The 17,716-nt window shown below is 42.6% G+C and carries 32 protein-coding genes; 1 reads left to right on the forward strand and 31 read right to left on the reverse strand.

The genetic code is table 11. From position 1 onward, the window contains the following. Positions 1–335 precede the first annotated feature (335 nt). Positions 336–503, reverse strand: a complete 168-nt coding sequence (locus tag BLT_RS22510) for a hypothetical protein (RefSeq protein WP_017729563.1) — start codon at positions 501–503, stop codon at positions 336–338. An 89-nt stretch (positions 504–592) separates the two neighbouring features. Here BLT_RS22510 and BLT_RS0120470 point away from each other — a divergent pair, with 89 nt between their 5' ends. Continuing rightward, complete coding sequence (locus tag BLT_RS0120470; protein ID WP_017729564.1) at positions 593–1,102, forward strand: tyrosine-type recombinase/integrase; 510 nt, start codon at positions 593–595, stop codon at positions 1,100–1,102. A 144-nt stretch (positions 1,103–1,246) separates the two neighbouring features. Here BLT_RS0120470 and rpsI read toward each other — a convergent pair whose 3' ends face one another. The 30 genes from rpsI to rplV form a co-directional block, all read right to left on the reverse strand. Beyond that, positions 1,247–1,639: a 30S ribosomal protein S9 gene (gene rpsI / locus BLT_RS0120475; RefSeq protein WP_017729565.1), complete on the reverse strand. Its 393-nt coding sequence runs from the start codon at positions 1,637–1,639 to the stop codon at positions 1,247–1,249. Positions 1,640–1,658: 19 nt separating this feature from the next. Next, a complete protein-coding gene (gene rplM, locus BLT_RS0120480) occupies positions 1,659–2,096 on the reverse strand; it encodes a 50S ribosomal protein L13 (RefSeq protein WP_017729566.1) in 438 nt (145 codons plus the stop codon). 229 nt (positions 2,097–2,325) lie between these two features. Next, a complete protein-coding gene (gene truA / locus BLT_RS0120485; RefSeq protein WP_017729567.1) occupies positions 2,326–3,078 on the reverse strand; it encodes a tRNA pseudouridine(38-40) synthase TruA in 753 nt (250 codons plus the stop codon). An 18-nt stretch (positions 3,079–3,096) separates the two neighbouring features. Next, positions 3,097–3,894, reverse strand: a complete 798-nt coding sequence (locus BLT_RS0120490; RefSeq protein WP_017729568.1) for an energy-coupling factor transporter transmembrane component T family protein — start codon at positions 3,892–3,894, stop codon at positions 3,097–3,099. Next, positions 3,894–4,763, reverse strand: a complete 870-nt coding sequence (locus BLT_RS0120495; RefSeq protein WP_017729569.1) for an energy-coupling factor ABC transporter ATP-binding protein — start codon at positions 4,761–4,763, stop codon at positions 3,894–3,896. Before BLT_RS0120495 ends, BLT_RS0120490 begins: the two co-directional genes overlap by 1 nt. Further along, a complete protein-coding gene (locus BLT_RS0120500; RefSeq protein WP_017729570.1) occupies positions 4,739–5,575 on the reverse strand; it encodes an energy-coupling factor transporter ATPase in 837 nt (278 codons plus the stop codon). Before BLT_RS0120500 ends, BLT_RS0120495 begins: the two co-directional genes overlap by 25 nt. A 208-nt stretch (positions 5,576–5,783) precedes the next feature. Further along, entirely contained in the window at positions 5,784–6,146 is a 363-nt protein-coding gene (gene rplQ, locus BLT_RS0120505) for a 50S ribosomal protein L17 (RefSeq protein ID WP_017729572.1), read from the reverse strand. A 126-nt stretch (positions 6,147–6,272) separates the two neighbouring features. Next, the gene (locus BLT_RS0120510; RefSeq protein WP_017729573.1) at positions 6,273–7,217 is read right to left on the reverse strand and encodes a DNA-directed RNA polymerase subunit alpha; all 945 of its coding nucleotides are present in this window, start codon (positions 7,215–7,217) and stop codon (positions 6,273–6,275) included. Between the two features lie 166 nt (positions 7,218–7,383). Next, complete coding sequence (gene rpsK, locus BLT_RS0120515) at positions 7,384–7,776, reverse strand: 30S ribosomal protein S11 (protein WP_017729574.1); 393 nt, start codon at positions 7,774–7,776, stop codon at positions 7,384–7,386. A gap of 21 nt (positions 7,777–7,797) precedes the next feature. Then, positions 7,798–8,163, reverse strand: a complete 366-nt coding sequence (gene rpsM, locus BLT_RS0120520; RefSeq protein WP_017729575.1) for a 30S ribosomal protein S13 — start codon at positions 8,161–8,163, stop codon at positions 7,798–7,800. Between the two features lie 22 nt (positions 8,164–8,185). Next, on the reverse strand, positions 8,186–8,299 hold the full coding sequence (rpmJ, locus tag BLT_RS0120525) for a 50S ribosomal protein L36 (RefSeq protein WP_003322638.1): 114 nt from the start codon (positions 8,297–8,299) through the stop codon (positions 8,186–8,188). A gap of 96 nt (positions 8,300–8,395) precedes the next feature. Beyond that, a complete protein-coding gene (infA, locus tag BLT_RS0120530) occupies positions 8,396–8,614 on the reverse strand; it encodes a translation initiation factor IF-1 (protein WP_010896341.1) in 219 nt (72 codons plus the stop codon). 268 nt (positions 8,615–8,882) lie between these two features. After that, positions 8,883–9,632, reverse strand: a complete 750-nt coding sequence (map, locus tag BLT_RS0120535; RefSeq protein WP_017729576.1) for a type I methionyl aminopeptidase — start codon at positions 9,630–9,632, stop codon at positions 8,883–8,885. After that, positions 9,629–10,282, reverse strand: a complete 654-nt coding sequence (locus BLT_RS0120540) for an adenylate kinase (protein ID WP_017729577.1) — start codon at positions 10,280–10,282, stop codon at positions 9,629–9,631. The genes map and BLT_RS0120540 overlap by 4 nt, the downstream gene beginning before the upstream one ends. A gap of 79 nt (positions 10,283–10,361) precedes the next feature. Beyond that, the gene (gene secY / locus BLT_RS0120545) at positions 10,362–11,654 is read right to left on the reverse strand and encodes a preprotein translocase subunit SecY (RefSeq protein ID WP_017729578.1); all 1,293 of its coding nucleotides are present in this window, start codon (positions 11,652–11,654) and stop codon (positions 10,362–10,364) included. Then, positions 11,654–12,094 carry a 50S ribosomal protein L15 gene (rplO, locus tag BLT_RS0120550; protein ID WP_017729579.1) on the reverse strand — a complete coding sequence of 147 codons (441 nt, stop codon included), beginning with the start codon at positions 12,092–12,094 and terminating at the stop codon, positions 11,654–11,656. The genes secY and rplO overlap by 1 nt, the downstream gene beginning before the upstream one ends. A 31-nt stretch (positions 12,095–12,125) precedes the next feature. Further along, a complete protein-coding gene (rpmD, locus tag BLT_RS0120555) occupies positions 12,126–12,314 on the reverse strand; it encodes a 50S ribosomal protein L30 (RefSeq protein ID WP_017729580.1) in 189 nt (62 codons plus the stop codon). Between the two features lie 13 nt (positions 12,315–12,327). After that, on the reverse strand, positions 12,328–12,828 hold the full coding sequence (rpsE, locus tag BLT_RS0120560) for a 30S ribosomal protein S5 (RefSeq protein ID WP_017729581.1): 501 nt from the start codon (positions 12,826–12,828) through the stop codon (positions 12,328–12,330). Between the two features lie 21 nt (positions 12,829–12,849). Next, on the reverse strand, positions 12,850–13,212 hold the full coding sequence (rplR, locus tag BLT_RS0120565; RefSeq protein WP_017729582.1) for a 50S ribosomal protein L18: 363 nt from the start codon (positions 13,210–13,212) through the stop codon (positions 12,850–12,852). A 31-nt stretch (positions 13,213–13,243) separates the two neighbouring features. Further along, entirely contained in the window at positions 13,244–13,780 is a 537-nt protein-coding gene (gene rplF / locus BLT_RS0120570) for a 50S ribosomal protein L6 (protein WP_017729583.1), read from the reverse strand. Positions 13,781–13,813: 33 nt separating this feature from the next. Continuing rightward, entirely contained in the window at positions 13,814–14,212 is a 399-nt protein-coding gene (gene rpsH / locus BLT_RS0120575; RefSeq protein WP_017729584.1) for a 30S ribosomal protein S8, read from the reverse strand. A gap of 28 nt (positions 14,213–14,240) precedes the next feature. Continuing rightward, positions 14,241–14,426: a type Z 30S ribosomal protein S14 gene (locus BLT_RS0120580; RefSeq protein WP_017729585.1), complete on the reverse strand. Its 186-nt coding sequence runs from the start codon at positions 14,424–14,426 to the stop codon at positions 14,241–14,243. 30 nt (positions 14,427–14,456) lie between these two features. Further along, positions 14,457–14,996 (reverse strand): 50S ribosomal protein L5, encoded by a 540-nt coding sequence (gene rplE, locus BLT_RS0120585; protein WP_017729586.1) that lies wholly within the window; start codon positions 14,994–14,996, stop codon positions 14,457–14,459. Positions 14,997–15,022: 26 nt separating this feature from the next. Then, the gene (gene rplX / locus BLT_RS0120590; protein WP_026105224.1) at positions 15,023–15,334 is read right to left on the reverse strand and encodes a 50S ribosomal protein L24; all 312 of its coding nucleotides are present in this window, start codon (positions 15,332–15,334) and stop codon (positions 15,023–15,025) included. 48 nt (positions 15,335–15,382) lie between these two features. Next, on the reverse strand, positions 15,383–15,751 hold the full coding sequence (gene rplN / locus BLT_RS0120595; RefSeq protein WP_017729588.1) for a 50S ribosomal protein L14: 369 nt from the start codon (positions 15,749–15,751) through the stop codon (positions 15,383–15,385). Between the two features lie 37 nt (positions 15,752–15,788). Beyond that, entirely contained in the window at positions 15,789–16,049 is a 261-nt protein-coding gene (gene rpsQ / locus BLT_RS0120600; protein ID WP_017729589.1) for a 30S ribosomal protein S17, read from the reverse strand. Between the two features lie 16 nt (positions 16,050–16,065). Beyond that, positions 16,066–16,269 carry a 50S ribosomal protein L29 gene (rpmC, locus tag BLT_RS0120605; RefSeq protein ID WP_017729590.1) on the reverse strand — a complete coding sequence of 68 codons (204 nt, stop codon included), beginning with the start codon at positions 16,267–16,269 and terminating at the stop codon, positions 16,066–16,068. After that, positions 16,259–16,693, reverse strand: coding sequence for a 50S ribosomal protein L16 (gene rplP / locus BLT_RS0120610; RefSeq protein WP_017729591.1), 435 nt, complete (start codon positions 16,691–16,693; stop codon positions 16,259–16,261). Before rplP ends, rpmC begins: the two co-directional genes overlap by 11 nt. A 2-nt stretch (positions 16,694–16,695) precedes the next feature. Further along, positions 16,696–17,355, reverse strand: coding sequence for a 30S ribosomal protein S3 (gene rpsC / locus BLT_RS0120615; protein WP_017729592.1), 660 nt, complete (start codon positions 17,353–17,355; stop codon positions 16,696–16,698). A 3-nt stretch (positions 17,356–17,358) separates the two neighbouring features. Continuing rightward, complete coding sequence (rplV, locus tag BLT_RS0120620; protein ID WP_017729593.1) at positions 17,359–17,700, reverse strand: 50S ribosomal protein L22; 342 nt, start codon at positions 17,698–17,700, stop codon at positions 17,359–17,361. Positions 17,701–17,716 lie beyond the last annotated feature (16 nt).

Consider the following 17,716-nt stretch of genomic DNA (forward strand, 5'->3'; position numbering starts at 1 on the left):
CGATGACTTTATTTACTTGTTCGGAACGCTTAAAATCGCGGGGAATATCACGAGTCTCCCTTCCTGAGATTTTTAAAGGGATTTCATCAATAGAAAAAAGCCGACTATCTTCCAACCAATTTGGGAGATAATCGACTACATCTTCTGTTCTGTATGATTGTGACCGAACAAATGCTTTTGTTCTTTCCATTCATTCTCACACTCATAGATAGAACCCTTGAAATCCATGTGTTCTTCTTTAGTTAACACATGGTTTTACTTATCCTTCGATGTATTGACCCTCATTCAGCCATAGTTTCCTTGTTTATATATCGCCTGCTAGCGATTTAATTATTTTATATCAGGTTTTCAACTTTTTTATATTTACTTACGAATTTAATAACAACCTCACGATCGACGAGCACCTTACCTTTTAACTCAAAAATTAATAAGCCAAGTTTTTCTAATTTTTGCAAATGACCAAAAGAAATGCCCATAAACTCACAACATTGCTTTTTCGTCATAAACCTCCCCGATCCGATGGATTATGTCACGTTGCCGAAACTAGCTGATGATAAGCAGCCCATCTTTACGGTCTATAATCATTTGAAACATGAAATGGATTATTTGTTACTTAAATGAAAAGCTAGAAAGGATTTATTTAAAAAACCCGGAGCTGCCACAAATAAATGTTCACGTCTTTAGGCATACACATGCCAGTTTGTTGCTTGTAACTGGTGCTTCCATCAAAGATGTACAAGCCCGGCTCGGCCATACAGATATTCAAACGAATAGGGTCATTCCTATTCATAAAAAGATACATCACTTAATTGAAGCTCGTATGGATCCAAACAATGAATACTTAGTTACCAATCACGAAAACCAAAAAATGAGTTACTATGTCTACTATCACGAAAGATGGAAAAAAGTTATGGAGCAATTAGAATTAGAGCATAGACCACACGATTGCAGACATACATTTGCTACGCTCATGGACAACGCAGGGGCAAATAAACTGTCTATCAAACGAATCATAGACCACGCCTCGAAAGACATCACAGACAAAGTCTATACACACAAGGATATTGAACAGCTGCTTATAGCGATAGATACGCTTGAATAAGCGGCTTTCTCTTTAAAAATCTTTGTATATTACCCGTATATTATGTGTATATTACGTGTACGAATTTGGACGATTTTACAGCACCTCATAAAATAGGAAAACCCCCAACCATAAGCGGTTGAGGGTTTTGGAAAACATAAAAACTTATCGTTTTGAGAACTGAGGAGCACGACGGGCTGCTTTAAGACCGTATTTCTTACGTTCTTTCATACGAGCGTCACGAGTTAAGAAGCCAGCGCTCTTAAGTGCTGCACGGTTCTCAGGATCGACTTGAAGAAGTGCACGAGCAACACCGTGACGGATTGCGCCCGCTTGTCCTGTGTAACCACCACCATTAACATTTACATGAACGTCATATTGACCTTCAATTCCTGTTTCAACAAGTGGTTGCTTAACAATAAGCTTTAACGTTTCAAGATTGAAATATTCGTCTAATTCACGACCGTTAATAACGATACGACCGTCGCCAGGCAATAGACGTACACGAGCAACTGAGTGCTTGCGGCGACCTGTACCGTAATATTGTACTTGTGCCAAAATAATACCCTCCTATCAATTAGCCACGAAGTTCGTAAACTTCTGGTTTTTGTGCTTGATGTTTGTGTTCGCTACCAGCATATACATGAAGCTTCATGCCTTGCTTACGTCCCAGTGTATTCTTTGGAAGCATTCCTTTGATGGCAAGCTCTAACATACGCTCAGGCTTGTTAGCGCGCATGTCACCAGCTGTCGTTTGCTTCAATCCACCTGGATGACCGCTGTGACGATAATAAATCTTATCGTTTAATTTGTTGCCAGTTAACTCAATTTTTTCTGCATTAATGACGATGACATGGTCACCTGTATCTACATGTGGAGTAAAAGTAGGCTTATGCTTCCCACGAAGAATCGATGCAACTTCAGAAGCAAGACGACCAAGAGTTTGGCCTTCAGCGTCTACTACATACCACTTACGCTCAACTTCATTTGGCTTTGCCATATATGTTGTACGCATTAATTTTCCCTCCTAAGAAAAACGTTCACGTTCTTAACTTACTATTCAAGATATTAAACACGTCAATTGTAACATTCCGTCACCCGGGGCTAGTGGGATCAGAATTACCATCTAACATCATATAACATTGGAATACCAATGTCAACAGCATGTTACACTAGGATTCGTTGTTTTAAAGAAAACCGATTCTCTTTTTTGATCTCACTGAAAGCAAGAGCTAAAAGGTTCCTCAATCAGCTGACTCGTCATAACTAACCGACCATAGTGTTAATCCATGACCAGGTGCCGTCTTTCCAGCCATTGCTCGGTTCTTTTCTGCTAAAATGAAGGGAAGCTCCTTCGCCTCTCTTTTTCCAGCGCCGACCTCAAGAAGTGTTCCAACGATGATGCGCACCATATTGTAGAGAAAGCCGTTTCCAATCACTGAGAAGATAATTTCATTGTCTTCTTGCCAGACCTTCACGCTTTTTACCGTTCGCACTTTGTTCTGTACCTCTGTTTTTGCAGCACAAAAGGAAGTGAAGTCATGTGTGCCTTCAAGATACTTAGCTGCTGCTTGAATGGCTTTTATATTTAATGGCGTCGGAACATGGTATGTCACCCTCCGCTTAAAAACATCCTCTTGAGGCTGTGCGAGCACCCGATAGCGGTACTCCTTCATTTTTGCTGAAAAACGGGCATGGAAATCCTTTGAGGTGCTTTTTGCGGCGAGAATTCGGACATCCTTTGGTAAGTGGACATTGATGGCTTGAGGCCATTTTGTTTCAGGAATCGTTAAAGGTGTATCAAAATGGATCACCTGTCCTTGGGCATGGACGTTTGTATCGGTTCGTCCAGATGCCGTCACGCCGATCAATTGTCCCTTATGAATGGTCGCAAGCGCCTTTTCTAGTACCGATTGTACCGTACGTTTATTCGGTTGTTTTTGATATCCAAAAAACTCTGTTCCTTCATAAGCGATCACACAACAAATGCGTTCCAAATCAAACTCACCTTCTTTTTATGCCCGCAGTAAAAACAGGCCGACTCCAAATAGAAGAACAATGACAATTCCAGCCGTGTCTGCCCCTCTCCACTTCAGTTCCCGAAGCTTCGTTCGTCCTTCACCGCCGCGATATCCCCGCGCTTCCATTGCCAATGCTAACTCCTCCGCACGCTTGAATGCACTTAAAAACAAAGGAATGAGCAACGGAATCACTGCTTTAAATCGCTCCCGCAACGGTCCAGCTGTAAAATCAACACCCCTTGCCATTTGCGCCTTCATAATTTTTTCCGTTTCCTGTAAAAAGGTCGGGATAAATCGAAGGGCAATCGAGATCATAAGGGCAAGCTCATGAGTCGGGACCCCAAGGCGTTTTAATGGACCCAAAAGTGTTTCAAGCCCATCAGTCACTTGAATTGGCGTTGTTGTTAACGTAAGCAAAGACGTAATAATCACTAACGTTAACAAGCGTAATGAGATAAACACTCCATTTATGATACCCGCTTCATGAATGGTAAACCCACCGATTGCAAACACAGCAGGTCCTTCCTTCGTCATGATAAGGTGGACAAGAAGTGTGATAAAAACGAGCCAAAAGATAGGTCTCATCCCTCGGTAGATAAAGGAAACAGGAACTCTTGATAAGAGCACTAAGATGATAGTAAAGGCAATGAGCATACTATAGCTGACCCAGCTGTTTGCTAAGAAAATAATCGCAACAAGCAAAAAGATAGAAATGAGCTTTGACCGGGGATCCATATGGTGCAATGGTGAATTGGTTGGAACAAACTGTCCGATAATAATGCTTTGAAACATTAGCGTGCTCCCCCTTCTTCAAGAAGCATCTTCATATAGTCAGCAAGCTCATCAACCGTAAACAAAGCAGGAACATGCTCTAACTGAAATCGTTGCTTCACCGCTTGGAGAAAGCGGAGCGTGTTAGGTACATCTAAACCCAGCTCCTGCAGCATTTCCACATGGGTAAAAACCGTTAAACGGTCACCTTGTGCTGCAACCTTCCCCTCATTCATCACGATAATATGATCGGCGTAGGCAGCAGCATCGGCCATGTTATGGGTTACAAGCACAGTGGTCATACCTTTTTCCTGATGAAGCTCATAGAACATCTTCATGATTGCACGCTGGCCAGCCGGGTCCAAGCCTGCCGTTGGTTCATCTAGAATGAGCACACTTGGCTGAATGGCTAAAACGCCTGCGATGGCAACACGTCTCATCTGACCACCACTTAAATCGAAAGGAGACACTTCTAATAGGTCCTCTGAAAGTCCAACAAGGGGTAAGATTTCTTTAGCCCGCTTCAATGCCTTTTGTTCCGAGAGCCCGAAATTAATCGGTCCAAAGCAAATGTCTTTGGCAACCGTTTCTTCGAACAGCTGATGCTCCGGATACTGAAAGACAAGCCCTACTTTTCGGCGTAATTCCCGAAGCTCCTTCGGCTTCTTCCCAGCTTCAATTGTATGTTGGCCGATCTTAATTTGACCGTGAGAGGGTTTGATCAACCCGTTGAAATGCTGAACGAGCGTCGACTTTCCAGATCCTGTATGACCAATAATCGCTGTATAAGAGCCCGATGGGATAGAAAGCGTAACATCCGATAAGGCAATCTTTTCAAACGGTGTCCCCTGCATATAACGATGCTCTAACTGTTTAACTTCAATGTCCATAATGCCTCGACCACCTCCCTTTCAGTTAAAAGTGATGGTCCAAGCTCAATTCCTCTTTCGGCAAGTGCTTCTTGAAGCTGAAAAGAGAAAGGGACGTCAAGTCCATACACAGAAAGAACATCCTTGTTCTGAAATACCTCCTGAGGTGGTCCATCCATAGCGACTTGTCCTTGATCAAGGACGAGAACACGCTCTGCGCAAACGGCTTCTTCCACGTCATGAGTAATGGATAGGAGTGTGATTCCCCGCTCATGGAGCATCTGCATCGTCTTAAGAATATCCTTCCGGCCGCTTGGATCGAGCATAGAGGTTGCTTCATCAAAAATGATAACCTCTGGTTCAATGGCAAGAATTCCTGCAATTGCAACACGTTGCTTTTGTCCCCCTGATAATCGATGTGGTTCCTGTTCAAGCAATTCGTCGATTCCAACCAGCTTAGCTACTGTTTCAATCCGTTCAAGCATCAAGTCTCGGGAAAAACCCCTATTTTCCATCCCAAACGCCAGGTCGTCTCGTACTTTTGTCGCAACAAATTGATGCTCAGGATTTTGAAATACCATCCCTACTCGATTACGAATTGCCCATCTCTCTTCTTCATCTAGAATGGACAACGCATCAAACGTAATACTGCCTTCTGTTGGAAGCAAAAGACCGTTCATAAGCTTTGCCATCGTTGATTTTCCTGAACCATTTGGGCCAACGACAGAAACCCACTGTCCTTTTTCAATGTGAAGGTCCATACCTTTAATGACTTGTTTTTCTGTCCCTTCATAGTGAAAGGTTACATTTTGAAAGGAAAATCCTTGTCCCATTCCATCACCCACCTATGGTCTTCTCCCGACGTCTTTTTTGTCCATTTATACAACAAAATAACTTTCTAAGCTGCCTTGTCCTTACCCTCTCACTCCATTTTTCTCGATAAAAACAAAAAAGGGCTCCAGAGTCAGAGCGTATAACTTGCTCAGATCCTGTCCTGCCCTTTGTCGCCTCATATCTTGACTCTCTTATTTAGACATCAACTTATACAAGCTCGATAATCACCATTGGTGCTCCGTCTCCACGACGTGGACCAATTTTAAGAATACGAGTGTATCCACCTTGACGGTCTTCATAACGTGTCGCAATATCAGAGAATAGCTTTTGGATTGCGTCTTGACCAGACTCCTCATCCGCCACTTCTCTACGAATGAATGCCGCAGCTTGACGACGAGCATGCAAGTCACCACGCTTACCAAGCGTAATCATTTTTTCTACGATTGAACGCAACTCTTTTGCTTTTGCTTCAGTTGTTTCAATTCTCTCGTTGATGATAAGGTCAGTAGCTAAATCACGGAACAATGCCTTACGAGCAGCACTGTCACGACCTAATTTTGCATATGCCATGTTCGTTTTCCCTCCTTTGTAACGTATTCTGCCTCAGAACAAAAAAGCAGAACCTGCTTACATGAAAAATTCATCTTTAAACACAATAAAAATGAAAGGGTTCAAGGAAAGTATGTCCAAGCCCGCCTATTCTTCTTTACGAAGACCTAGTCCAAGCTCACCAAGCTTCTCTTGTACTTCTTCCAAAGATTTACGCCCAAGGTTCCGTACTTTCATCATGTCTTCTTCTGTTTTTTGCGTTAACTCTTGCACCGTATTAATGCCAGCACGCTTTAAACAGTTATAAGAACGGACGGAAAGATCAAGCTCCTCAATCGTCATTTCAAGGACTTTTTCTTTCTGATCCTCTTCTTTTTCAACCATGATTTCAGCATTTTGCGCTTGGTCCGTTAAGCCAACAAAAATATTCAAGTGCTCCGTAAGGATTTTCGCACCTAAAGAAACTGCTTCTTCAGGCCGGATACTTCCGTCAGTCCAAACATCAAGGGTTAGTTTATCATAGTTAGTTACTTGGCCGACACGCGTATTTTCCACTTGGTAATTCACACGTGATACTGGTGTGTAGATCGAGTCAATCGGAAGAACGCCAATTGGTTGATCATCATTCTTATTTCCTTCAGCAAGAACATATCCGCGTCCACGCTTTGCGACAAGACGCATGTGGAGATGAGCCCCCTTAGTCAATGTTGCAATATGAAGGTCAGGATTTAACACATCTACATCACTATCGTGAGTTAAATCACCAGCCGTTACTACGCCTTCACCCTGGAAATCTATTTCAAGCGTTTTTTCTTCATCTGAATAGATTTTTAACGCTAGCTTCTTTAAGTTTAAAATGATCGTCGTGACATCTTCTACAACGCCTTCAATCGTCGAGAATTCATGCAACACACCATCAATTTGAACAGAAGTTACGGCAGCGCCAGGAAGTGAGGAGAGAAGAATACGACGTAAGGAGTTCCCTAAAGTTGTCCCATATCCACGCTCTAGTGGCTCAATGATAAATTTTCCATATTTAGCGTCTTCGCTAATCTCAATCGTTTCAATATTTGGCTTTTCGATTTCAATCATTAAACAAACCCTCCTTCAAAACGTCGAACTCCGGTAGACTGCCAGGAAAGCCTAACCGGAATTCCCCATTAGGCCGTTCCCAACCGTTTCACCTTTTTGCCAACCTGGATAAACTCGTCTTACCCATTATTGACACTTTCAGGAAATCTATACAATGATTGATTTCTTACACTCTACGACGTTTTGGCGGACGGCAGCCGTTATGAGGAACAGGAGTGACATCTTTAATCATGTTCACTTCGAGTCCAACAGCTTGCAATGAACGAATCGCAGCTTCACGACCAGCACCAGGGCCTTTTACAGATACTTCGATTGTCTTCATGCCATGCTCCATTGCAGCCTTTGCAGCCGTTTCAGCAGCCATTTGCGCAGCAAATGGTGTGGACTTACGAGAACCTTTGAATCCTAATGCACCCGCACTAGCCCAAGAGATTGCGTTACCGTGAACATCTGTGATTGTCACAATCGTGTTGTTAAATGTAGAACGAATGTGTGCTACACCAGACTCAACGTTTTTACGTTGACGACGCTTTGGACGAGTATTCGTTTTCTTAGCCATGTTTTATGCTACCTCCCTTACTTATTTCTTCTTATTCGCTACTGTACGACGAGGACCTTTGCGCGTACGAGCATTGTTTTTAGAGTTTTGACCACGAACTGGTAAACCGCGACGATGACGAATGCCACGATAAGAACCAATTTCGATTAGACGCTTGATATTCAATGAAACTTCACGACGAAGGTCACCTTCAACCTTGTATCCTTCAATGACTTCACGAATACGGCCTAATTCTTCTTCTGTTAAATCACGAACGCGCGTATTTTCAGAAACGTTCGCTTTTTCTAGGATCTCAGCAGCTTTTGCTTTACCGACTCCGTAAATGTAAGTTAATGAGATTACGACTCGCTTATCACGAGGAATATCGACACCTGCAACACGTGCCATGCACTAAACACCTCCTTGAATGTTAACCTTGTTTTTGTTTGTGCTTCGGATTTTCACAAATAACCATAACCGTACCTTTACGGCGGATGACTTTACACTTTTCACAAATCGGCTTGACTGATGGTCTTACCTTCATCTTTATTTACCTCCTTGATAATACGGAGTGCCTCATTCGTTATTTTTATTACGAAATACGAATATCCTTCTCAGACATTCGTCCTTAAGTGACCTCTTACTTGTATCGATACGTGATTCTTCCACGAGTTAAATCATAAGGTGATAGCTCAACGGTTACTTTATCTCCTGGTAAAATTCGAATGAAATGCATGCGAATTTTTCCAGAAACATGAGCTAAAATTTTATGACCATTCTCAAGTTCAACACGGAACATTGCATTTGGAAGGGGTTCAATAACCGTTCCTTCCACTTCAATTACGTCTTCCTTGGCCATGAATGCTCCTCCTTCCTTCAGTAAATCAGAACTCTATTGAAAACCTGGTGATCGCGACCCTTCCCATTCTGCTTGTAACCACCCTGTTATTTCAAAGCAGAAGCAAGCGACGGATGAAAGATATGCAAGCTGTTCAGGTATTATGCTTTTCACTCAGATAATTAGCGAAATGAATAACACGTTTAATCATACCATTAAACTAGTCTTGATCTCGACCTTTATCATTCGGATCACTCTTAGCCCAGTGTTATCCCACTGTCATTACCTTTTAGCTTAGCTTTGTTAAAATTTCATACCCAGTTTCAGTGATCGCAATCGTATGCTCAAAGTGTGCACAGTTTTTCTTATCAACTGTTACAACTGTCCAGTTATCAGATAACGTTCGCACATATCGAGAACCTGCGTTTACCATCGGTTCAATAGCAAGTACCATGCCTGGCTTCAAACGCGGCCCTTTACCAGGAGGACCATAGTGAGGGATTTGTGGATCTTCATGTAAGTCTTGCCCGACTCCATGCCCAACATACTCACGAACAATCGAGTATCCTTTAGGTTCCACATATGATTGAATCGCATGAGAGATATTTGACAATCGCTCACCTGGCTTTGCTTCTTCCAATCCCTTGTAGAGAGACGCTTCAGTTACATCAAGTAACCTTTGGTCTTCCTCTGATATTTCTCCAACGGCATACGTCCATGCGGAATCGCCGTGGTAGCCGTTGTATTTTGCACCGATGTCAACACTGATGATATCCCCTTCTTTGAGCACCCTTTTACCTGGAATCCCATGTACCAATTCTTCATTTACTGAAGCGCAGATGCTACCTGAAAAACCATTATAGCCTTTGAAAGAAGGTGTTGCTCCGTATGAACGAATCAACTTCTCTGCAATCTCATCTAATTCCTTTGTTGTAACTCCAGGCTGAATGTGTTTCTTTAACTCCTGATGGGTCAAAGCAACAATTCTGCCAGCTTCTCGCATGATTTCAATTTCTCGCTCTGTCTTACTAATAATCATGCAGAGAGTCCTTTCAGAAGTTGGTCAATATCTTCAAACACCTTATTGATGTCTTGATCACCATTGATGTTTTTCAGATAACCTTTTTCTGTGTAGAAATCAATGAGTGGCTGTGCCTGTTTTTGATTGACCTCTAAACGTTTTTTTACAGTTTCAGGCTTATCATCATCGCGTTGAATCAACTCACTACCGTCTACATCGCAGATGCCTTCAACCTTAGGAGGGTTGAACATGACGTGATAGGTTCTTCCAGATGTAGGTGACACACGACGACCTGTTAAGCGATCCATTAATAGCTGCTCTGGTACATCGATGTTAAGGACGTAATCAAGCTGACGTTCCATAGAAGCTAGCATCTTTTCAAGCGCTTCTGCTTGAGCAACGGTACGTGGAAATCCATCTAATAAGAAACCATTCTCACAATCACTTTTGCTAAGGCGTTCTCGCACGATTCCAATCGTTACTTCATCTGGCACAAGCTCACCAGCGTCCATAAACGACTTTGCTTTCATCCCAAGTTCCGTTTCTTCCTTAATAGCAGCACGGAACATATCACCGGTTGAAATATGTGGGATGTTATACTTTTCTACAATTCGTTCTGCCTGTGTACCTTTCCCGGCACCAGGAAGCCCCATAAGAATCAGATTCATGTCGATCCCCTCCATCGCTCCGATATAAGAACAGAAGGCGAACAGGAAGAAACACTTCTCTTCTCTTTCCTGCCCTTCGTTACTTAATAAAGCCTTTATAAGAACGTTTAATTAATTGACTTTCAATCTGTTTCATCGTATCCAATGCTACACCAACAACGATTAACAAACCAGTTCCACCAATTTGAATAGCTGGCGGCAGCTCCATAAACTGAGTAAAGAAAACTGGAATAATCGCAACTGTTGTAAGAAACAAAGCCCCAACAAACGTTAACCGATACAAAATACGTGTAATATAGGCCTGTGTTGTCTTACCCGGTCGAATTCCAGGAATGTATCCACCTTGCTTTTTCAAATTCTCTGCCATCTGCTCTGGGTTGACTTGGATAAATGTATAAAAATACGTAAAACCAATAATCAACGCCGCATAAAAGATCATACCGATTGGCTCAGTATAGTCAAATACGCGAACGATCCATGCAGCGATTTCATTGTCAGTTCCAAAGAAACCAGCAACTGTAGGCGGGAATAGAAAGAGTGACATTGCAAAGATTACTGGGATAACCCCTGCTGCATTTACCTTTAATGGTAAATGAGTAGATTGACCACCCACTGGATTTCTACCTACCAGACGTTTTGCATATTGAACAGGGATTTTACGTAACGCCTGTTGGACGAAGATAACACCAACAATAATCGCTAAAACGGCAAGTGCCAGAAGAAGGATTGTCACGATGCTCAAGAAAAGCTGATCTCCTGCATCTTGGATTTGCGAAACGTAAATTTGATTTAGACCATTCGGAATTCCTGCAGCGATACCTGCAAAAATAATGATTGAAATCCCGTTCCCGACTCCTTTGGCCGTGATTTGTTCACCAAGCCACATTAAGAAGGCCGTTCCTGCTGTTAGCACAAGCGCAATAAATAAATACATTGGTACACTAGGATTCGGAATTAATCCCGGGAATAAACTATTAAACCCGACTGACATTCCTAGTGCTTGAATGAAACCTAAAACGATCGTCCCATAGCGGGTGAACTGGGCTAACTTACGTCGGCCAGCCTCGCCCTGTTTTGCCCACTCAGCAAATTTCGGCACGACATCCATTTGAAGCAATTGGACGACAATTGATGCTGTGATATATGGCATTATACCCATTGCAAAAATCGAGAAGTTCCCTAATGCTCCACCACCAAACGTATTTAAAAAGCCAAAGGCATTCGCCTGGTCCATAAAGTCAAGAGCATCTCGATTCGATCCAGGAACAGGAATAAAGCTCCCAATTCGAAATACAATGAGCATGAGTAGGGTGAAAATAACCTTCCGGCGTAAATCACCCACTCGCATAATGTTGGAGATCGTTCGGAACATTAAATCACCTCAGTTTTCCCGCCAGCTGCTTCGATTGCCTCAACTGCACTAGCAGAAAACTTGTTAGCTTTTACAGTTAAGTTCTTTTCGAGCTTACCATTACCAAGAATCTTAATGCCATCCTTGACGTTCTTCACGACACCTGTTTCGATAAGAAGTTCAGGAGTTACCTCTGTTCCATCTTCAAAACGGTTAAGTGTTTCAAGATTTACAAGCGAGAACACCTTACGTGTAGGATTCGTGAAACCACGTTTTGGTAACCGACGGTATAATGGGTTTTGACCCCCTTCAAATCCAAGACGAACACCGCCACCTGAACGAGCGTTTTGCCCTTTATGTCCTTTACCAGCCGTTTTTCCGTTTCCAGATCCAATACCACGCCCTACGCGGTTACGCACTTTACGAGATCCTTCTGCAGGCTTCAACTCATGAAGTTTCATGTTGACACCTCCTCATGTATAAATTGATCGATTATGCTTCGATTTCTTTAACTGTTAACAAATGTGATACTTTGTTGATCATCCCACGAATCGCTGCATTATCTTCCTGTACAACTGTTTGGTGCATTTTACGCAAACCAAGTGTTTTTACCGTTACACGTTGGTTTTCTGGACGACCAATCAGACTACGAGTGAGGGTAATTTCTAATTTCTTAGCCATTTGGTTTCCCTCCTTATCCTAACAGTTCTTCCACAGTTTTACCGCGAAGTTTTGCAACTTCCTCAGCACGCTTTAATTCTTTAAGGCCTTGCATTGTAGCACGAACCATGTTGATAGGGTTGTTTGAGCCTAAAGATTTTGAAAGGATATCGCCGACACCAGCAAGATCAAGAACCGCACGAACCGGTCCACCAGCAATAACCCCTGTACCTTCAGAAGCTGGCTTAAGTAGTACTCGACCTGCTCCAAAGTGTCCAATAATTTCGTGTGGAATCGTTGTTCCAACAACTGGTACCTCAACAAGGTTTTTCTTCGCATCTTCTACCGCTTTACGGATTGCCTCAGGAACTTCCTGTGCTTTACCCATACCGAATCCAACATGGCCGTTTTTATCGCCAACAACAACCAATGCAGCAAAACGGAAACGACGTCCACCTTTTACGACCTTTGCTACACGATTGACGGCAACAACTTTCTCTTCAAGTTCCAACGTATTAGGGTCAATACGACGCATTCGTTTTCCCTCCTTTGTTCATTAAAATTGCAACCCAGCTTCACGGGCTGCATCTGCAAGAGTTGCCACACGTCCGTGATACACGTATCCACCACGGTCAAATACGACAACTTTGTATCCTTTATCAAGTGCACGCTTTGCAACAAGTTCTCCAACTTGCTTTGCAGCTTCAACGTTGCCACCATTCTCTAACTTAAGCTCTTTATCAAGGCTTGAAGCAGACGCTACAGTTACGCCGTTCACATCATCGATGAGTTGTGCGTAAATGTGCTTAGAAGAACGGAAAACGTTGAGGCGTGGACGTTCAGGTGTACCTGTTACAGTACGACGAACATGCGCGTGTCTCTTTTTACGAGCCACATTTTTATTAGCCTTCGTAATCATTGAACGTCATTCCTTTCCGTTAACTTATCTTTTATTTACCAGTCTTACCTTCTTTACGACGTACGTATTCGCCCTCATAGCGAATTCCTTTGCCTTTGTATGGTTCAGGAAGACGTACTGAACGGATGTTTGAAGCAACTGCTCCTACGCGTTCTTTGTCAATTCCTTTTACAACAACTTTTGTGTTAGAAGGAACATCGATTTCAATTCCTGCTTCAGGAACAATTTCTACTGGGTGAGAGTACCCAACGTTAAGAACAAGCTTTTGACCAGATTTCGATGCACGATACCCAACACCGATAAGCTCTAAAGCTTTTTCATAGCCTTTTGAAACACCTTCAACCATGTTGTTAATTAAGCTACGAGTTGTACCATGTAGTGCACGGTGTTCCTTCACATCAGAAGGACGCTCAACTGTTACTTGGTTCTCTTCAATCGTAATTTTCATATCAGGGTGAAGTTCACGCTTTAATTCACCTTTAGGACCCTTAACTGTTAGCAAGTTCTCGTTAAGAGTAATCGTTACTCCACTTGGAATTACCACCGGTTTATTACCGACACGAGACATTCTACGACACCTCCATTCATTTCAAGGATTGTATTACCAAACGTACGCTAATACTTCTCCGCCAACTTGCTGCTGACGTGCTTCCTTGTCTGTCATTACACCTTTAGATGTTGAAACAATCGCGATACCAAGACCGCCAAGTACACGAGGTAGTTCGCCTGCTTTCGCATATACGCGAAGCCCTGGCTTACTGATACGCTTAAGACCAGTAATAACACGCTCGTTTGTTGTACCATATTTTAAGAAGATGCGGATTACACCTTGCTTGTTATCTTCAATGAATTCATAGTCACGAATGAAACCTTCACGCTTAAGGATTTCAGCGATCTCCTTTTTTACCTTTGAAGCAGGTAGTTCAAGCTTCTCATGACGCACTGTATTCGCATTACGAATGCGAGTCAGCATATCTGCAATAGGATCTGTCATCACCATGTGTTTAACCTCCTTCCCGTTCTGGGGCTTACCAGCTTGCTTTTTTCACGCCAGGAATTTGCCCTTTGTAAGCAAGTTCTCTGAAGCAAATCCGGCATAATTTAAACTTACGCATGACTGAATGAGGACGACCGCAACGCTCACATCTTGTGTATTCTTGTACTTTATACTTGTGTGCACGCTTTTGCTTTGCAATCATAGATTTCTTTGCCAACGTTTTCCCTCCTCTTCGACACGTCGTCGATTATTTTTGGAATGGCATACCCATTTGAGTCAATAATTCACGTGCTTCTTCGTCGGTTTTTGCTGTTGTAACGATAACAACGTCCATACCACGAACTTTATCGACTTTATCATAATCAATCTCAGGGAAAATTAATTGCTCTTTCACACCAAGCGTATAGTTACCACGACCGTCAAATGCTTTTTTAGAAATTCCACGGAAGTCACGTACACGTGGTAATGAAACAGAAACTAACTTATCAAGAAATTCATACATACGCTCACCACGAAGAGTAACCTTCGCACCGATTGGCATGCCTTCACGAAGTTTGAAACCAGCAATTGATTTCTTCGCTTTTGTGACAACTGGCTTTTGACCAGTGATTTCAGTTAGTTCTTCAACTGCTTTATCTAGCACCTTTGCGTTTGATACAGCGTCACCTACACCCATGTTCACAACGATCTTTTCAAGTTTAGGCACCGCCATAATAGATGAATAGTTAAACTTCTCCATGAGAGAAGGTACGATTTCATTTTGATACTTCTCTTTAAGACGATTCATGCGTTTGACCTCCTTTCACCCTCTGACTACTTATCTAAAGCTTCGCCAGACTTCTTTGCAATACGTACTTTTTTGCCGTTCTCTACTTTATAACCTACACGAGTAGGTTCACCGCTCTTAGGATCAATAGGCATAACGTTTGAAGCATGAATTGCCGCTTCTTGATTCAAGATTCCACCTTGTGGATTATCTTGAGATGGCTTCGCGTGCTTCTTGACAATGTTAACACCTTCTACAAGCACGCGATTCTTTTTCGGATACGCTTCTAAAACCACGCCTTGTTTCCCTTTGTCTTTACCAGAGATGACCTTCACTGTGTCACCTTTTTTGACATGCATCTTCGCCATGTTCGCACCTCCTTGACAGGGCCTTTCAATCATTATCTATTAAAGAACTTCTGGAGCAAGAGACACGATCTTCATGAATTGGTTGTCACGAAGTTCACGTGCAACTGGTCCGAAAATACGAGTACCGCGTGGGCTCTTATCGTCACGAACAATAACAGCAGCATTTTCGTCAAACTTGATGTATGAACCATCGTTACGGCGAACACCGCTCTTTGAACGTACGATAACCGCTTTAACAACGTCACCTTTCTTGACAACGCCACCTGGTGTTGCTTGTTTCACCGAACAAACAATAATATCACCAATGTTAGCTGTCTTGCGACCAGAACCACCTAGAACTTTAATACAAAGAACTTCACGTGCACCAGAGTTGTCAGCAACCTTTAAACGGGTTTCTTGTTGAATCATTCGAACTTACCTCCCTTCGGATCGAGACTACATCTATTTAGATAATAACCGCTTCTTCTACGATTTCAATTAAGCGGAAACGTTTATCTTTTGAAAGCGGACGAGTTTCCATAATTTTAACGATATCGCCAATCTTAGCGCTATTGTTTTCATCATGTGCTTTAAACTTCTTAGAGTATTTCACACGCTTTCCATAAAGGCGGTCTTTCTTATATGTTTCGACAAGAACAGTAATTGTCTTATCCATTTTGTCAGAAACAACGCGCCCCGTATATACTTTACGTTGGTTGCGTTCCATTCAGCAAACCTCCTTTTTAGCCGTTGTTAATTCCAAGCTCACGTTCACGCAATACAGTCTTCGCACGCGCAATTGCTTTACGAACTTCACGAATACGGGTTGGGTTATCAAGTTGTCCAGTCGCTAGTTGGAAGCGAAGGTTAAACAACTCTTCCTTTAGAGCCTTTGTCTTTTGCTCAATTTCAGCAGTGGTTAAGTTACGGATTTCATTAGCTTTCATTTGCGTCACCACCCACTTCTTCGCGTTTTACAAACTTACATTTTACAGGTAGCTTATGAGAAGCTAGACGCAACGCTTCACGAGCCACTTCCTCAGAAACACCAGAGATCTCAAACATAATCTTTCCTGGCTTTACTACAGCTACCCATCCTTCAGGTGCCCCTTTACCAGAACCCATCCGTACTTCAAGCGGCTTAGCAGTGTAAGGCTTTGACGGGAAAATTTTAATCCAAACTTTACCGCCACGCTTCATGTAACGAGTCATTGCAATACGAGCAGCTTCGATTTGACGGTTTGTAATCCAAGACGCTTCAAGAGCTTGAAGACCATATTCACCGAAATGTACTTCAGTGCCACCTTTTGCACGACCGCGCATTTTTCCACGGTGTTCACGACGATATTTCACACGTTTTGGCAATAACATGATTAGTTGCCTCCTTCCTCTTTGTTCGTTCCTTTCGTTGGAAGGACTTCACCACGATAAATCCAGATTTTCACACCTAACTTACCGTAAGTTGTATCAGCTTCAGCTGTACCATAGTCAATATCAGCACGAAGCGTGTGAAGTGGAACAGTTCCTTCGCTATAGTGTTCTGCCCGTGCGATATCTGCACCACCAAGACGACCAGATACTTGAGTTTTAATACCCTTTGCACCTGCACGCATTGTACGTTGGATTGCTTGCTTCATTGCACGACGGAACGAAATACGATTTTCTAATTGACGAGCGATGTTCTCAGCAACAAGCTTCGCATCTAAGTCAGCTTGCTTGATTTCGAAGATGTTAATGTGAACTCGTTTGCCCGTTAATTCATTTAGTGCTTTGCGTAATGCTTCAACTTCAGAACCGCCTTTTCCGATCACCATACCAGGCTTAGCAGTAGAAATTGTAATATTTACGCGGTTTGCAGCACGTTCGATTTCAACTTTAGATACAGATGCATCTTTTAAACGCTTCTCAATGTATTCACGAATTTTAATATCTTCGTGAAGTAGATCAGCGTAATCTTTTTCAGCGTACCATTTAGACTCCCAGTCACGAATAATGCCAACTCGAAGCCCGACCGGATTAACTTTTTGACCCACGCTTTATCCCTCCTTCTTTTCTGTTACAACAATCGTAATATGACTTGTGCGTTTGTTAATGCGGCTTGCACGTCCCATTGCACGTGGACGGAAACGTTTAAGCGTTACACCTTCATTTACATATGCTTCACTGATTACGAGGTTGTTTGGTTCCATTTCGTAATTGTGCTCCGCATTCGCAATCGCAGAGTTAAGCAATTTTTCCACAACAGGTGACGCAGCCTTTGGTGTATGACGAAGAATTGCAATTGCCTCACCAACTTGCTTGCCACGAATAAGGTCAACAACGAGGCGTACCTTACGAGGAGCAATACGCACTTGTTTTGCTACAGCTTTAGCTTGCATGGACAGGACCTCCTCT

The sequence above is a fragment of the Halalkalibacterium ligniniphilum genome (assembly GCF_000334155.1).
GTDB lineage: Bacteria > Bacillota > Bacilli > Bacillales > Bacillaceae_D > Halalkalibacterium > Halalkalibacterium ligniniphilum.

Excerpts from the sequence above, each read along its gene's own strand:
- rpmC (WP_017729590.1), bottom strand. The coding sequence starts at position 16,269 with ATGAAAGCTAATGAAATCCGTAACTTAACCACTGCTGAAATTGAGCAA.
- rplP (WP_017729591.1), bottom strand. The coding sequence starts at position 16,693 with ATGTTATTGCCAAAACGTGTGAAATATCGTCGTGAACACCGTGGAAAA.
- BLT_RS0120495 (WP_017729569.1), bottom strand. The coding sequence starts at position 4,763 with ATGGACATTGAAGTTAAACAGTTAGAGCATCGTTATATGCAGGGGACA.
- rpsH (WP_017729584.1), bottom strand. The coding sequence starts at position 14,212 with ATGGTGATGACAGATCCTATTGCAGATATGCTGACTCGCATTCGTAAT.
- rplE (WP_017729586.1), bottom strand. The coding sequence starts at position 14,996 with ATGAATCGTCTTAAAGAGAAGTATCAAAATGAAATCGTACCTTCTCTC.
- rpsM (WP_017729575.1), bottom strand. The coding sequence starts at position 8,163 with ATGGCACGTGTTGCAGGTGTCGATATTCCTCGTGATAAGCGAGTCGTA.
- rplO (WP_017729579.1), bottom strand. The coding sequence starts at position 12,094 with ATGAAACTTCATGAGTTGAAGCCTGCAGAAGGATCTCGTAAAGTGCGT.
- rplX (WP_026105224.1), bottom strand. The coding sequence starts at position 15,334 with ATGCATGTCAAAAAAGGTGACACAGTGAAGGTCATCTCTGGTAAAGAC.
- BLT_RS0120510 (WP_017729573.1), bottom strand. The coding sequence starts at position 7,217 with ATGATTGAAATCGAAAAGCCAAATATTGAAACGATTGAGATTAGCGAA.
- rplM (WP_017729566.1), bottom strand. The coding sequence starts at position 2,096 with ATGCGTACAACATATATGGCAAAGCCAAATGAAGTTGAGCGTAAGTGG.
- infA (WP_010896341.1), bottom strand. The coding sequence starts at position 8,614 with ATGGCCAAGGAAGACGTAATTGAAGTGGAAGGAACGGTTATTGAACCC.
- rpsQ (WP_017729589.1), bottom strand. The coding sequence starts at position 16,049 with ATGGAACGCAACCAACGTAAAGTATATACGGGGCGCGTTGTTTCTGAC.
- rpmJ (WP_003322638.1), bottom strand. The coding sequence starts at position 8,299 with ATGAAGGTAAGACCATCAGTCAAGCCGATTTGTGAAAAGTGTAAAGTC.
- BLT_RS0120490 (WP_017729568.1), bottom strand. The coding sequence starts at position 3,894 with ATGTTTCAAAGCATTATTATCGGACAGTTTGTTCCAACCAATTCACCA.
- map (WP_017729576.1), bottom strand. The coding sequence starts at position 9,632 with ATGATTATTAGTAAGACAGAGCGAGAAATTGAAATCATGCGAGAAGCT.
- rpsK (WP_017729574.1), bottom strand. The coding sequence starts at position 7,776 with ATGGCTAAGAAAACGAATACTCGTCCAAAGCGTCGTCAACGTAAAAAC.
- secY (WP_017729578.1), bottom strand. The coding sequence starts at position 11,654 with ATGTTCCGAACGATCTCCAACATTATGCGAGTGGGTGATTTACGCCGG.
- rplF (WP_017729583.1), bottom strand. The coding sequence starts at position 13,780 with ATGTCTCGTGTCGGTAATAAACCGGTGGTAATTCCAAGTGGAGTAACG.
- rplV (WP_017729593.1), bottom strand. The coding sequence starts at position 17,700 with ATGCAAGCTAAAGCTGTAGCAAAACAAGTGCGTATTGCTCCTCGTAAG.
- rplR (WP_017729582.1), bottom strand. The coding sequence starts at position 13,212 with ATGATTACGAAGGCTAATAAAAATGTGGCTCGTAAAAAGAGACACGCG.
- BLT_RS22510 (WP_017729563.1), bottom strand. The coding sequence starts at position 503 with ATGACGAAAAAGCAATGTTGTGAGTTTATGGGCATTTCTTTTGGTCAT.
- BLT_RS0120500 (WP_017729570.1), bottom strand. The coding sequence starts at position 5,575 with ATGGGACAAGGATTTTCCTTTCAAAATGTAACCTTTCACTATGAAGGG.
- rplQ (WP_017729572.1), bottom strand. The coding sequence starts at position 6,146 with ATGGCATATGCAAAATTAGGTCGTGACAGTGCTGCTCGTAAGGCATTG.
- BLT_RS0120470 (WP_017729564.1), top strand. The coding sequence starts at position 593 with ATGAAATGGATTATTTGTTACTTAAATGAAAAGCTAGAAAGGATTTAT.
- rpsE (WP_017729581.1), bottom strand. The coding sequence starts at position 12,828 with ATGCGTCGTATTGACCCTAATACGTTGGAACTTGAAGAGAAAGTTGTT.
- rplN (WP_017729588.1), bottom strand. The coding sequence starts at position 15,751 with ATGATTCAACAAGAAACCCGTTTAAAGGTTGCTGACAACTCTGGTGCA.
- BLT_RS0120540 (WP_017729577.1), bottom strand. The coding sequence starts at position 10,282 with ATGAATCTGATTCTTATGGGGCTTCCTGGTGCCGGGAAAGGTACACAG.
- rpmD (WP_017729580.1), bottom strand. The coding sequence starts at position 12,314 with ATGGCTAAGAAATTAGAAATTACCCTCACTCGTAGTCTGATTGGTCGT.